The following is a 15,123-nucleotide window of genomic DNA, read 5'->3' on the forward strand; positions in this document are numbered from 1 at the left end:
CTGTTTATGCTCTCATTACCTTACTCAATGCACCCGGTAGCTGGATAAGATCAAAGTCATGCTCATACACCAGGTATTTATTGGACCACTCCGTTGCATATTTCTCTTTGAACTCACGCAAACCGTGATAATGGCGGAAGGCTTTTATTTTTTCATATGCAAATTTCACTACCTGTTCCGCAGCACTTTGCGGCTGGCTGATACCTGACATCGGCACCAGCCCAAGGTTGAGATATTGTAATCCTTTCTCCTTTGCGTCCTGTATCAGGGCAATGATCAAAGCGTCCATACAGCCACCGGGAGCATCTGTCCGTTTGCGGATCAGATCATATGTACACTCGCCGGGGGCATAGTCAGGGATGATGTTCAGGAACGCCGCTATCCTGCCTTCCGGATCTGTTACTGTAATCACAGATTGTTCCCGGATCTCATCCGCATCAAACAGCCCCTGTGAGAATGTCATCTCTTTTACATCATACTGTTCCAGCCACTCGTCTGATACTTCCTTCAATTCCTGTACCAATGCTGGCGGCAAAGGCGCTGCATGCACCGTGGTAATATATCCCTTGGCAGCAAGGCTGTTCAAACCATTGCGCAATGACTTTCTATCCTTTCCGCTCAATGTAAATGCGGTAACGTCCATAATACCCTCCTGTCCTATCAGCAGTTTCTTTTTGCGCAGATGTTCAAAGTAATACATGCTCTGCTCATCCACCCGGTAGAACGCCGGTTTAAGGCCCATTTTAAGGCACTGCTTTTCAAACTCCTGTAGCAGGGGCAGTTTCACATCGTCCGCACATACCGGCTCTTCCAATACAACGGCAAAGCCATTAGCAATACGGTAAGCAATAAAGCCCTGATATTCTTCAGACACAAACAACAGTTTATCATCCCCTACCTTAAAATGATCCATCGCGGAGCTACCGTACTGGCTCAGATAGTATTGTGCTTTTTCTACGGCAGCATTATTATGCTTGCTGGCAGGCAGATAAGGCCGGATAATGGTATAGAACAGGAAGGCCCAGGCGCCTACCCCCAGTACACGGATAGCGCTCAGGAATTCCCTCCCGAAACGGGTAAGCGGATGCAATCCATCATCTTCCAGTAACAGGAATCCATGGAAAGACGCTCTTAATGAACGTAACCAGGTGAATTCCATCCCGAAATGGCGGGCATGGAGGAAATAGAAGCCGACTGTCCCAAAAATGAGTACCACTAGTAATGTAGCAATCGCCGTCACCACACCAATATTCATCAGTTGCCGGTTACTCTTCAGCCGGTACTGGCTGGCGGTAATGACGAGGATAATAGCCGTAGCCAATGCCAGCGAGGCCTCCTCATAGTCCAACGCTTTACTCATATGCCCCAATACTGACAACAGCGATACTGACAATGCCACGATCCAGGCATTGCGCAATCCGCGGAACAGAAAGGTGGCCGTTACCAGCAGGATCAGTCCCAGAAATACCACCAGCAGGTTGGAGGCATGGATGCTTTCCACCGGTATATAAGCTTTCAGCATTCTTAAACGACCTCTGAGTGGTGGAGTGAGTACCGAAAAGATATTCACCATCCCCAGCAAAAAAATAAGCACCGGGGGAATTAACCGCAGCATCAGTTGTTTCCCTTTCAGCAGAAAAGCAACTACTCCGGCAACCATTGGCAGCCAGAATTCGAAAAGACGGTATAATAAGGTTATTTCCAGCGCTTGTAATGACGTGAAGCCATAGTTGGTCAGCAGATAGGCGAGGGACAATTCTATGGCCCCTAAACCGCGTAAAAATGGGGATACGATCAGGAAGATGGTGGCAACAATATACCCGACACAGGCAGCCTCCAAAGATGGGGTCGCGCCCGTTGCCATCATACTGATGTAAAGATGGGCGATGCCCACGATCTCTATTCCGGCAGAAACCAGGATAGTATGTACAAAAGAGGTACGGTTCAGGTTAAAAGCGAAGATCTCATCCACATGGCTCACCGCTCCCGGCAGATACTTTGCCATCAGGTTGTAGGCAGCCCCTCTGCGTTGTATAGATCTCACCAGCCATGCGATGCCACCTAGCACCGAACAGATGGCAACAAGGCCACCCACGGCCTGTATCATCGACTCGTCATGCAGCATGGCATAACCCACCACCGGAATGCCTACCAGGAACACCGAAAAGATACCGGTAAACCCATAGATGCCTGATGCCTGATGCACCTGTTGTTTGTTTATATGACTGCGGCGAAGATTCTGTGGCAGATAAGCCAGTGAACTGACACCTCCCGCAGGCAAGAAAATACTCAGTAAATTTCTTTTCAGAAAGAGTTCAGTACCAAGGTGGAGATTCAGCTTTCCACCTACTGCACGAAAACTATACCGGTACATCAATGCCTGCATCAGGATATATACTCCCGTCAGGAGAATACCGGCAATTACCCACAGGCGGTCTGCCCTTTCAATGGCGGGCCCGAGTGCATACAACTCATGTCTTTGCTGCCGGAAAAAGTAGATGGCAAGTAATATGAAGAGTACGGCTAATAGTTCTTTCCAATGCAATTTCCGCATTAAGTTTCCGAGGTTCAGTTTGTCCTTCAGCGCCATTACAGGTTATAGTTTAATGGATAAAATGTTCACTACATTCTTCACAAAACTACGGGGAAGTTGAAAGGCAAAACCAGGGAGGATACTACTTTAAGGAGATTTTAAGGCCATAGACAAGCTAGAATAGCTACCAGTAAGGGATAGCAAGCAACAGGCTCTTCCACATGATAAGCAGGTGATTAACCCTAATTTAAGCTGTTATTAAAGAAAAAAGGTGATGACTATAAGTCACCACCCTTTGATAATGTTTGCGCTCTGAGCGGATTAATGACCGTCGCAGTCCTGCTGCCCCGTCCACGCGTATCGAATGCTTTAAAGCGGATCGTACCTTTTTCTGTGATGGGCCCTGTATAGATCTTACTCTTGCTATCAGGTTCCTTTCCGTCTGTTGTGTAACGTAAGGTGAAGCCTGGCAATTGTATATTAGCCGTAACTGCACCATTGCTCAACTGCAGTCCCGGCGTAGGGATACGGTAATTGTAACCACCATTATAGTGATCCAGTCTTACCAGCTCTCTTTTACCCACTACATTCACAAATGTGTTCCAGGCATTGTTATACAGCTGCTCACTGCGGGCGCTGTCTTTCTCCGTTGCCCACTCAGGGTTCTTTGCCCAGGCACGTTCTGCCAGTCCGAGTAACTTAGGCAGGATCATATACTCCATACGTGCGGAATTCTTCACCGTTTCGCTCCACAACAGTCCCTGTACACCGGCAATATTGTCTGCTCCATACGCCGTCAGCTGATCTTTTCCTTTGAAGATCTCCGGGTTCAAACGGTTACCCAACGCGTCTACTTTTGAATTCTTATAGTAATTCTCCGGGATGAAATAGAATGGTTTGTCAATGTCTACAAAACCGCCCCAATAGAAGCCGGGCTCTTCGAAAGACTTCATATAAGCCATATCGAAATACAGATTGCTTACGCCGGATAACACTACTTTGTAGTTCGCATTAGCCAACCGGTAAGCCAGATCTTCTGCACCACCACCCATTACGTTATTCCATACATCCACCATGAAACCATTGTTGCTGAAATCCGGGTTAGGAATAGAATGAGGGTTACCATCAATACTGGTTTTACGCATGCCCATCTCTTCCCATCCGTATTGTTTCAGTCCACGTGCTTTCAACAACGAGTATACTTTTCCGTAGTAGTAATACCACAGATCATCTGTGTTCTTAATCGTCTTATCCTGCTGCATCAAAGCCTGTACAGCCGGTGACTTTGTCCATACGCCGGCAGGCACTTCATCACCACCCATATGTACATACTCCAGTGGTACGCCGGCTTCTTTGTAATACGCCTGCAGTTCTTCCACTACCTTATCCAGGAAAGTATATACTGATGGTAATGCCACGTTGATCACGTTATCATTCCAGTTCTGTACGGAATGATATGCTGATTTATCCTGCAAGTCTGACAACAGGTATTGTGTTGCTGCTGCATTCTTTCCCTGTGCCTGTAATGTCGCATAACGGGCTTCCATCGCTTTTACGGCTGCACGTGCGTGACCGGGCGTTTCTATTTCAGGGATGACAGTAATATGTCTGTCTGCCGCATATTTCAATATTTCCAGGAAGTCCTGTTTGGTATAAAAGCCACTACCTGCAGCATCTGTTACATCGGGACCGGAACCATAGGATGGTAGCAGGTGGTCTTTTTCATCCACAGTATGGCCACGATGACCGCCTACAGTTGTCAGTTCAGGCAACCCAGGTATTTCCAGTCTCCAGCCCTCATCATCAGTAAGGTGAAAATGGAATACGTTCAGTTTATACAGGGACATTAATTCCAGCAGGCGTAAGACGTCCTGTTTACTGTGGAAGTTGCGGGACACATCGAGCATAAACGCACGATATCCGTAACGGGGTGCATCCTTTACTTGTATAGCAGGCACTTGTATAGTTTTTTGTACACCAGCCCAGGAAGTGGGGGGCAAGATACTTTTCAGGGTCTGGATACCGTAAAAGATACCCGCTGCATCAGCAGCTTTGATGACCACTCCCTGAGGAGTTACCTGCAGGGAATAAGCTTCGGGCGCCAGGCTGGCATCCTGTTCCAACGCAATTCCATTGCCACTGCCTATTACTGGTTTGGCGCCAAGCAATTTCCCCAGCTCATCCGCCAGATAGGCGCCCTCTTTTGCAAATGCAGGTGCTGCGTTGATCTGTATACCAGCCTGTAGTGCATACGCACCTGTACCGGGTACAACCTCCTGCGGTGTGGGAAAGACCAGCGGTAACTGTTCGGCAGGAATATCCTTAATGTTCTTGTTCTGGGCATATACATCTGCCGGAGTGGTCAGCGCAGTTTTATCGCCCGGGAAGCGCAGATATTGTTTAGGCTGGGTGGAAGGACGTATTTCCAGGGAGGATAAGCGATATCCTTTAGCTGGTTCCTTGTCCCATACCAGATACAGTCCGTCAGGTGCATCCGTAAAGTTCACGGCCCAGGCATCTCCTACCATTTCAACGCGTATAGAATCGCCGGGGGCAATGCCCTTACTATCATCAGCCGGAGATAATTTGTACAGATCTCCATTCACATGTGCAGCCGTTACACCACCGGTGGTAGCGCCTTCCTTCACTGATCTTACGAAGTTAAAATACAGCTGCCAGCCCTTTGCGGGAAAAGCAGTTTTACCCTTGTTTACAATGGTAAAAGCAGAAAGGAACTGGGCCTTCCCCTGGTGGTTATTTTCCACTACCTCCCATGAAACCTTGATTTTCGAAGCGTCAAACGGCGCCTGTGCATGTAAGGGAGCCGCTCCTGTGAGCAGGCCACATGCTAATATCAGATGGCGAAATTGCATAAGCTGAAAAAAGTTGTCCCGTAAGATAAGGTTATACCCTTTCAAAACAAACTGAAACTGTCCCGGTTTTTCCGCAGTTGACCGGTTACAGGTACATGGCACAGTTATTAGCATAGTCTAGGTATCTGTTCATCAAAAGCTGCTTATTATGAATAACAATGTTTCGAACTGGGGAGATCTGATATGGGATAAGCTGCACCGGTGGGTAACTGCAGGTATTAAAATGCTGCCGAATATGGCAGTGGCTATCTTCGTGGCGATCGCCTTTTTCCTGCTGGCCAGGCTTATTAAAATGCTGGTGTATAAGTTTGTGTCAAAAATGTCTCATAACCTCACGTTAAGTGGCCTGTTTGCCAACATTTTCTCCATCATCGTCACTCTGATCGGCTTATTTGTAGCACTGGAAGTGCTCAAACTGGATAAGGCTGTATCCTCGCTGCTTGCGGGCGCTGGTATCATTGGTCTGGCCCTTGGCTTTGCCTTCCAGGACCTGACTGCCAATTTCATTTCAGGTATCTTCATCACCTTTCGCGGTCCGTTTGAAGTGGGACATCAGATAGAAACCAACGGCTTTTGCGGAAATGTGGAAGAGATACAACTACGTTCTACCCTGCTCCGTACCATCGATGGCCTACATGTTATCATTCCCAATAAAGAGATCTTTCAGAAACCCATCATTAACCATTCGCTCACGCCCGAACGGAGAACAGAGATCTCTTTTAATGTGCCGGCCGCACATGAAAGTGTGTCAGAGATCCAGCGCCTGGTGGCAGAAGCGCTGAAAGGTGTGAATAACCTGACAGAAAACAAACCGCCTGAGGTTTATTTCACCAATATTGATGGCACCAATCTCAAAGTGAGCGTAGCCTGCTGGGTCGTGAATGAGGATATTCGCACTTTTGAGGACACAAAAACTGAGATTATTATGAAGATTATGACAGTGTTAAAGAACAATAAGCTGATCTGATTTTTCCTAACTTAGCCCCTTATTAAAGGGAGCTTATATATGAAAGGATTTATTGCTTTTACGGTAATCAGCCTGGCTTTTATTACCTGTCTGGGATATTTCTTCCCCTGGACCTGGTGGCTACTGGTACTGATACTACCATTGATTATCATGGGGTTGATAGATGTGTTCCAGAAAAAACATGCCATTATGCGCAACTACCCTATTGTGGGCCGTCTGCGTTATTTTATGGAAGATATCCGTCCCAAAATCTACCAGTACTTTGTGGAGAGTGATATTGATGGCAGTCCGGTAAACCGTGTAGACCGCTCTACCATTTACCAGCGCGCCAAAAGAGAATTGAACTCCCAACCATTCGGTACACAGTTCAATGTATACGCTGAAGGTTACGAATGGATGGCCCATTCCATCCAGCCCAGGGCTTTCGAGAAAATGAACAAGGACCCGCGTGTGCTGATCGGCGGTAATGATTGTACACAACCTTATTCTGCCAGCATCCTGAACGTCTCTGCCATGAGTTATGGTTCCCTCAGTTCCAATGCGGTACAGGCGTTGAACGGTGGCGCTAAACTGGGTAATTTTGCGCATAATACCGGAGAGGGCGGCATCAGCGAACATCACCTGACGCAGGGTGGTGATATTATCTGGCAGATCGGTACCGGCTATTTCGGTTGTCGTACGGCAGAAGGCAATTTTGATGAAAAACTATTCTCAGAGAAATGTGCCACGCCACAGATTAAAATGATTGAACTAAAGATCTCCCAGGGAGCTAAACCAGGTCATGGCGGGATCTTGCCGGCCTCCAAGAATACACCAGAAATTGCGGCTATCCGCCACGTGCAACCGCATACTACCGTGGCTTCTCCTCCTTATCACACCGCTTTCAATACGCCCAGGCAGATGGTGCAGTTTATTGCTCGTATGCGCCAGCTGAGTGGCGGAAAGCCAGTAGGTTTTAAACTCTGTATCGGACAAAAAAGAGAGTTCCACGCCATCTGTAAAGCGATGCTGGAAACAGGTCATTATCCTGACTTCATTACCGTAGACGGTGGTGAAGGTGGCACCGGTGCAGCACCCCCCGAATTCTCCAACTCTGTAGGTATGCCGCTGATGGATGCGCTGGCTTTCGTGCATGATACCCTGACCGGTTACAACATCCGCAGTAAGGTAAAAGTGATCGCTTCCGGTAAGATCCTGACCGGTTTCCATATCCTCCGCGCAATGGCTTTGGGTGCAGATGCCTGCAACAGCGCCCGCGCGATGATGATGGCCATCGGTTGTATACAGGCACTGGTATGTAATACCAACCGCTGTCCTACAGGCGTAGCTACCCAGGACAAATGGCTGATGGCAGGACTCGTGGTAGACGACAAAAAGCACCGCGTATCCAATTATCATCAGGACACGATAGAAAGCGCTATAGAACTAGCTGCTGCTGCCGGTCTGGAAACACCACACCACATTACCCGCAGCCATATTTCCCGTCGCGTTTTCATGAACCAGGTAAAAACATTCGAAGAAATATATCCCAGTACTCCAGCCGGTGCATTACTGACCGGACCGGAAATGGAGACTGTGAGTATAGACGCGTGGTAGAACCGACTATTAAGAATCAGGAATTAGTGCTGTGATACTCATCCGCCACTAATTCCTGATTTTTTTTATTTACATTCATGTCTCAACCAAAATTGTTACCCGTACATGAATGCCCGCGTTCCGATATTATTTCTATTCCTGCTGATCAATCTGTTCATTACCTATGATGTATCTGCCCAACAACGTACTACTACAGATAGCATTGTGCTTCGTTATGCAGATACTACTGCCACCCCTTCCGGCTACTTCCTGGTTAAATTTGATGCATTTCCTGGTGAAGCGCTGCTACAACGGCATGGACTGACAAGATCACTCAGTGCCCGGCATCATATTCTGCAACAGGCACAGTTCGATTCTGTGGAGGCGAAACATGTGTTGCAGATCTATCCCGCCAATCATAACTGGAAATGCAGTGATGCCCTGATCAGGGCTATCAGCACATTACAATTAAAGGATACTTTGCTGGTACAGGTATCGTTTAACAATACTGTTAACACCCTTCAATATTGCCGCCCGCTATCTGCTGCGTCGTCCTACCCTGTAGTGATAGCCAGTGTAAAGATGAGCAATTGGGGTTTATTTACCGCACAACGCAATGTTCGCTTTATAGACAGACTCCGTACTGCACGCACGGAGGTCGCTATTAATAATGCGCTGCCATCTGTCGACTATATCAATGTGCTGCATCAACAATACCCTACATTACAAGGCGATAAGCATACTGTAGGCTTGAAAGAAGAATGGTTTGATACTACTGATATTGATCTCTTGGGGAAAGCAGTTCCTTCTCCGCTGGCGGCCAGGACTATCAATCCACATGCGACCATGATGGCTACATTGATTGCTGGTCTAGGGAATACAGGTCCCAGCGGGAAAGGCGTTGCTGTAAAAGCCAGGCTAAGCTCTTCTGATTATCAGCATTTGTTACCTGATGAAAACAACTATTTTAAGAATGCCGGTATTACTGTACAGAATCATTCCTACGGTACTACCCTTGAAAACTATTATGGTGCAGAAGCTGTGGCATATGATCAGCAGGTATATACACTGGATACACTACTTCACATTTTCTCTTCCGGTAATATCGGTAATACCGCTCCTGCGGATGGTACTTATAAGGGATTATCAGGTTATGCTAATCTCAGTGGAACTTTCAAACAATCAAAAAATGTATTGGTGATAGGTGGGATTGATACCGGCTATAATGTTCCTGTACTCAGTTCCAAAGGTCCTGCCTTTGATGGCCGCATCTCTCCACAGCTGGTGGCTTATGGACAAGCCGGTACTTCTGATGCTGCCGCTACTACAACAGGTATTTCCACACTTGTACAGGAAGCCTATCAGCAGGGATATGCCACAACACCCTCCTCCGCTATGGTAAAAGCCATATTGGTGAACAGTGCAGACGATATTAATACACCCGGTCCCGATTACAGCAGCGGATACGGTTTACTGAATGCTATCGCCGCCATACAGACGATCAAAGACAAGCAGCTTTTTAGCGGGGAAGTCGCTACCGGCAATACAGCCAGTATACCTGTTACTGTACCATCCAATACCGCCAGACTGAAGATCACCCTTAGCTGGAATGATCCTGCTGCTACTGAAAATGTCAGTAAGGCACTGCTTAATGACCTGGACCTGTCTGTTACAGACAATGCAGGCAAGACTTACCTTCCCTGGCAACTGAGCACCTTTCCTACGGCTGATTCACTCTCTGCGCCTGCCCGCCGTGGCAGAGACAGTGTGAATAACATCGAACAGGTATCTATTGACATACCTGCAGCTGGAACAGTAAATATCCACGTGCATGCACGGCAACTTAAGTCCGGTACGACCCAGCACTTTCATATCGCCTGGCAGGCTATTCCCCTGTCTTTCTTTGAATGGCAATATCCTGCTGCCGGCGAACAACTCTCCGCTGGAGACAACATTGCTATACGCTGGCGTACACCACATACCGGCAATGGTACACTTTCCTTCAGTGCAGACAGCGGACGTATCTGGATGCCGATAGCTGCAAATATTCCACTGGCAGGCGCGAACAGTCGCTGGAACATTCCGCGCATTTTCAGCAAGGGATTACTGCGGATGAGCACTACGGATACTACCTGGGTAAGCGATTATTTCAATATCTCCACTCCGGTAAGTATCAATATAGGTTATAATTGTCCGGATACATTGCAGATAAACTGGCGTTCTATGGACAATGCTTCCGGTTATAATGTATATACCATAAAGGGACAGACATTATCCCTTATCAGTACTACGCCGGATACTGCGCTGCTCATTGCTAAAACACAATTATCCTCTCCCTATATCTCGATCATACCGCAACATAAAGACGGATGGGCCGGATTACAGGGCACTACTTACAACTATGAACAACAGGGTGTTGCCTGTTTCTTCCGGCAGGTACTGGCAGATGTATTGGCAGATAACAGTGTTGATATTACCGTGGTGTTCAACGCAGGGAACAAGGTGAAAAAGATCTCCTGGGAACGTTTACAGGGCAACGATTTTATAACGCTCTCCAGTGAGGATATTACTCCGGATGATCACAATAACATGCTGCTTTATAAAGACCATCCTGGACACTCTGGTATCTTTTATTATCGTGTGAAGTTGGAATTAACTGATGGCCGCTCCATTTATTCTGATGTACAGTCGGTGCAGATATTGATCAACCAGGAATTCTATTTGTTCCCGGTACCGGCTTCACAGCAACTTACACTACTTAGTAGTCGCCTTGGTGATTTGCAGGTGCGGTTTGTAGATATGAATGGCCGTACCGTGTTTACACAACAGTTGACGCAGATGCGGGAGACCTATTCGTTGAAGGGACTGGCAGCTGGGATTTACATATGTGTGGTTTATGAGGGAGCGCAGAAAATATTTACGAAACGGTTTGTGAAATTGACGGATTAACATCATTGCAGCGGGTATTCAGATGGGACCTCTGGCTGTAGTTCTTTGAAGTTCCTAAGCATTTAGCTTTGGAATGCGTATGGGCAGTAATTATCTATTTCACTCCCATCAGCGTATCGGCACTTCAAACAACTAAGGCCAGAGATCTCCATCTGAACCCGCTGCTGCGACCAGATGTCTGATTATAATCTGGGCTTCATATTTTTAACTGTACTTCCCACTCTATTTGATCTTTATTACAAACAGGTTGCTGGTAATATCTCCCGGACGTAATCCAGACAGATTGATTACACAATCCTTGCCTTGCTGTTGCCATGTAACTGATTTATTACAGCCCAGTACTACTGCTTTGGCGTTTTTAGCAGGTGCGAAATCCTTTATCCGTAATTGTGGTTCATAACCGGTCGCTATACAATACAAAGCATCATCCTTCTTTGTAAAGAACATCTCAATATGCGCATGCTCTTTGGAAGGCTTCACCATCTTTGCCACATTGTAATCTGACATGAAGCTAGCTTCTTTCACCTGCGGACGATTTCCTGCACTCCACTGACGCGTTTCTTTCCATGGTTTTGTATTGTAGATCGCTTCTCCGTTCACTTCCAGCCAGCTGCCTATATCTACCAATCGTTGCTGCATGATCACTGGTATACGACCGTCAGCAGTGGGGCCTATGTCCAGCAGCAGGTTGCCACCACGGGAAACGATATCTACCAGTAATACGACCAGGTCATTGCTCTTCTTATAATCGTTCACATTTTCCATACGGTTATACCCATAGGAATTACCGATACCCTGACTTTCTTCCCATATTACACCGGGCTGCATACCACTACCATATTCAGAGGTAAGATAGGTAGCACCGTTGTTATGCCCTCTTGTGTTGCTGCCCCAGCGATCGTCTATTACTACTTCGTCTTTTACAGGAGATTCATTGAATAACCAGGCCAGTAATTCAGGACTGTGCCAGGCGGTATCTGACTGTTCCCATTCACCATCGGAGAAGATCACAGAAGGTTTATAACGTGTTACGAGGTCTTTGAACTGCGGTGTCATTAAGTTCTTTACATAGCTGGCCTTGTCTTTCTTCCACAATGGGTTGAACCACTCGTAGAGAGAATAGTAGTAGCCCATTTTCAGACCGGCCTTTCTGACTTCATTGGTCAGATCTCCCAGCAGGTCTCTTTTAGGCGTACCCGTTACGGCATTCCAGGGGCGGCCCCATACGGAATCTGCCTGTTTGTTGTCCCAGAGACAGTAGCCTTCGTGATGTTTGGAGGTCAGCACTACGTATTTAGCGCCTGAACGGCGGAATACATCAGCCCATTGGGCGGGATCAAATAAGGATGCGTTAAACTGCGATTCAAACTGCTGATAGGAGAAATCCTTTCCGTAGTTCTTATCATGGAAAGCCCGTACTTTCTGGTGTGTCTCATCTTTTGCACCATCCAGCTGGTACCAGTACCATTCGGAATAACCACCAGGTCCTACCACTGCAAAGGAAGGAACCGCATACACACCCCAGTGTATAAAGATGCCAAACTTAGCTTCATTGAACCAGGCAGGAATACCACGTTTGTTCAGTGATGCCCAGTCTGCTGTGTATTGTTGTGCAACAAGCGGCACGCACCCTATAAAAAAAGCGCATGCATAAAGGAAGAGTTTTTTCATAACTGTAGTTGATAGATGAGACCATGAATTGATAATACCCTTAAATATAGAATGACAGGGCAGGAATTCCTAATAGCATCTGCACAGGGACCGGTATAATATTAGTGTTCTGCCCATCTCCTCAAAGCATCTCTTTCAGTGATCAGATTAACAACAACGTTTGTCAATTCGCGGAACTTTCGCTGATTATCCTCCTGAAATAGAAAAGCCTCTCCGGTTATACCAGAGAGGCTTTTGCAATATGTTGCAATAAGTAATACTTACATTTCCAGCGCACCTGCTGCCGCTTCATCCACAAACCAGTGCAGTTCTCCATCCTGCGGACGGATCAGCTGAGAAGGGAATTTCTCCGCATTAAAGTCGCCTTCTATCACACTCTTCAGTGTCAGGGCCTTACCGGTACCGGTAGCCATGAATATCACACAGGCGGCATCATTTACAACCGGTGCTGTGAGTGTGATACGGAACATGTCCTGTGCTTTCAGGAAGAATGCTTTTACCCAGGCCTTTTTCTCATGCACGACTTCTGTACCGGGGAAGAGGGACAGGGTATGTCCGTCATCTCCCATACCTAAGAGTACGAGATCGAAGGTAGTATCGCTGTCTTCGAAATATTTCTGCAGGATCTTTTCATATTCTGCAGCTGCTGCTCCAGGCTCAATATCAGTGCGCATTACATGGATATTCTCTGAAGGTACGCCGACAACATTCAGCAGGGTATCGTAGGCCATGCGGGCGTTGTTACGTTCATCTTCAAAAGGCACCGCTCTTTCATCTCCCCAGAAGAAGTGAATCCTCTCCCATGGGATGATCAGTTTATACGGCTCTTTTGTGAGCAGGGTATATAACTGTTTAGGCGTGCTTCCTCCGGAGAGGGCCCACGTAAAGATAGGCTGGTCCTGCAGTACCTCCTGGATATAATTGCTGATCCATGCGGCCAGGTTCTCGCTGAGTTCCTGGGTGTTTTTGGCTATATGTAATTCCATTGCTCTTATTTAGGTAAGTTGATCCAGGCGTGACCATCTCTTGCGATCAGGGCGTCTGCATCCTCAGGTCCCCAGGAATCAGGTGCATAGTTAGGGAAATCTACCGGCGTGCGGGATTCCCATGTTTCCAGTATCGGCATTACTACTTTCCATGCAGCTTCTACCTGGTCGGCACGCATGAACAGGGTAGCGTCTCCTTCCATTACGTCCAGCAGTAGTGTTTCGTAGGCTTCCGGTGCGTGGTCGTCACCATATTGACGGTCGAAGTTAAAGACCATCTCCACAGGGTCCAGTTCCATGCTCTGACCCGGGCGTTTTGCCTGGAAGCGGATACGGATATCCATTTCCGGCTGTATACTGATGGTCAGGCGGTTGGGGCGCCAGGTTTCTGCTGATTCGGCCGGAAACGCATAGTGCGGTGCCTGGCGGAACTGCAGGGTGATGTTGGTCGCCTTCTGGTGCATGTTCTTACCGGTACGTACGTAGAACGGTACGCCCTGCCAGCGCCAGTTGTCGATATAGAACTTAACAGCAGCGTAAGTTTCAGTAGCGGATTCTTTATCCACTCCTTTTTCTTCACGGTAGCCTACTACCTGCTGGCCTTTTCTCCAGCCGGCAGAATACTGTCCGCGTACTGCGTTTTCGTGTATCTTATCTTTAGTGAATTTGCGGATAGCGTTCAGTACATCCACTTTCTTGTTACGGATCTCGTTCGCATCAAAAGACACCGGAGCTTCCATCGCAATCATACACATCACCTGCAGGATGTGGTTCTGTACCATATCGCGCAATGCACCGGAGCCTTCGTAATAACCACCGCGACCTTCCAGTCCCACAGTTTCAGAAGCTGTGATCTGTATATGATCGATGTAATTGCGGTTCCATATCGGCTCAAACAGTGCATTGGCAAAACGCAGGGCGATCAGGTTCTGCACCGTTTCTTTACCCAGGTAATGGTCAATGCGGTAAATCTGATCTTCAGAGAAGAGGCCTTGCAGCAGTGTATTCAGGTCGTGAGCGCTCTGCAGGTCATGACCGAATGGTTTTTCTATCACGATGCGGGTGCTGCGTGTATCACTGCACAGGTTCAGGCTACCCAGTTTCTGTGCGATGGCAGGCATCAGCTGAGGCGCTACAGACAGGTAGAATATCACGTTAGGATGTTCGTTCCATTCTTCTTCCTTTGCTTTCACAAAGTCGGTGATGGCCCCATATGCAGACTGGTCTTCCGCATCCATCTGCAGGTAACTTACATGCTGGTTGAAGTCTTTCCAGTGACCGTTCTGTTCTCCTTTACGGCGGGAAAATTTCTTGATACCATCCAGCAGGCGCTCTCGGTAAGCTTCATTATCATAGGGACTACGGCCGATACCTGCAATAGCAAATTTCTCCGGCATGTAGTTATCCAGGAACAGGTTGTATAAAGCCGGCGATAGTTTTCTGTAATTCAAGTCGCCGCTGCCACCGAAGATGAAGACGATGGAGGCAGGCGGACGTTTATGATTTTGCATAACTCTATATTTTATATGAGTGCTTACCCACCGCAAGCGGGTAAGCACTCTAAAATTC

Annotated in this window: 8 protein-coding genes; 3 read left to right on the forward strand and 5 right to left on the reverse strand. The window is 47.4% G+C overall.

Annotated features, from left to right (window positions below; all coding sequences use genetic code 11):
• Positions 1-4 precede the first annotated feature (4 nt).
• Positions 5-2,590 (reverse strand): phosphatidylglycerol lysyltransferase domain-containing protein, encoded by a 2,586-nt coding sequence (locus CLV42_RS22575; protein WP_106604186.1) that lies wholly within the window; start codon positions 2,588-2,590, stop codon positions 5-7.
• A 221-nt stretch (positions 2,591-2,811) separates the two neighbouring features.
• Positions 2,812-5,406, reverse strand: coding sequence for a family 20 glycosylhydrolase (locus tag CLV42_RS22580; RefSeq protein ID WP_106604250.1), 2,595 nt, complete (start codon positions 5,404-5,406; stop codon positions 2,812-2,814).
• 148 nt (positions 5,407-5,554) lie between these two features.
• Between CLV42_RS22580 and CLV42_RS22585 the strand changes: the two genes are divergently transcribed.
• From CLV42_RS22585 to CLV42_RS22595, 3 genes are all read left to right on the forward strand, one after another.
• Entirely contained in the window at positions 5,555-6,373 is an 819-nt protein-coding gene (locus CLV42_RS22585) for a mechanosensitive ion channel family protein (RefSeq protein WP_106604187.1), read from the forward strand.
• A 39-nt stretch (positions 6,374-6,412) separates the two neighbouring features.
• The gene (locus tag CLV42_RS22590; protein ID WP_106604188.1) at positions 6,413-7,969 is read left to right on the forward strand and encodes an FMN-binding glutamate synthase family protein; all 1,557 of its coding nucleotides are present in this window, start codon (positions 6,413-6,415) and stop codon (positions 7,967-7,969) included.
• Positions 7,970-8,074: 105 nt separating this feature from the next.
• The gene (locus CLV42_RS22595) at positions 8,075-10,897 is read left to right on the forward strand and encodes a S8 family peptidase (RefSeq protein WP_106604189.1); all 2,823 of its coding nucleotides are present in this window, start codon (positions 8,075-8,077) and stop codon (positions 10,895-10,897) included.
• A 222-nt stretch (positions 10,898-11,119) separates the two neighbouring features.
• Here CLV42_RS22595 and CLV42_RS22600 read toward each other — a convergent pair whose 3' ends face one another.
• From CLV42_RS22600 to zwf, 3 genes are all read right to left on the reverse strand, one after another.
• Positions 11,120-12,568, reverse strand: coding sequence for an alpha-L-fucosidase (locus CLV42_RS22600; RefSeq protein WP_106604190.1), 1,449 nt, complete (start codon positions 12,566-12,568; stop codon positions 11,120-11,122).
• A gap of 260 nt (positions 12,569-12,828) precedes the next feature.
• The gene (gene pgl / locus CLV42_RS22605) at positions 12,829-13,554 is read right to left on the reverse strand and encodes a 6-phosphogluconolactonase (RefSeq protein WP_106604191.1); all 726 of its coding nucleotides are present in this window, start codon (positions 13,552-13,554) and stop codon (positions 12,829-12,831) included.
• 5 nt (positions 13,555-13,559) lie between these two features.
• Positions 13,560-15,065, reverse strand: coding sequence for a glucose-6-phosphate dehydrogenase (gene zwf, locus CLV42_RS22610; RefSeq protein WP_106604192.1), 1,506 nt, complete (start codon positions 15,063-15,065; stop codon positions 13,560-13,562).
• Positions 15,066-15,123: the final 58 nt, after the last annotated feature.

It is taken from the genome of Chitinophaga ginsengisoli, from assembly GCF_003014595.1.
GTDB classification, from domain to species: Bacteria; Bacteroidota; Bacteroidia; order Chitinophagales; family Chitinophagaceae; genus Chitinophaga; species Chitinophaga ginsengisoli.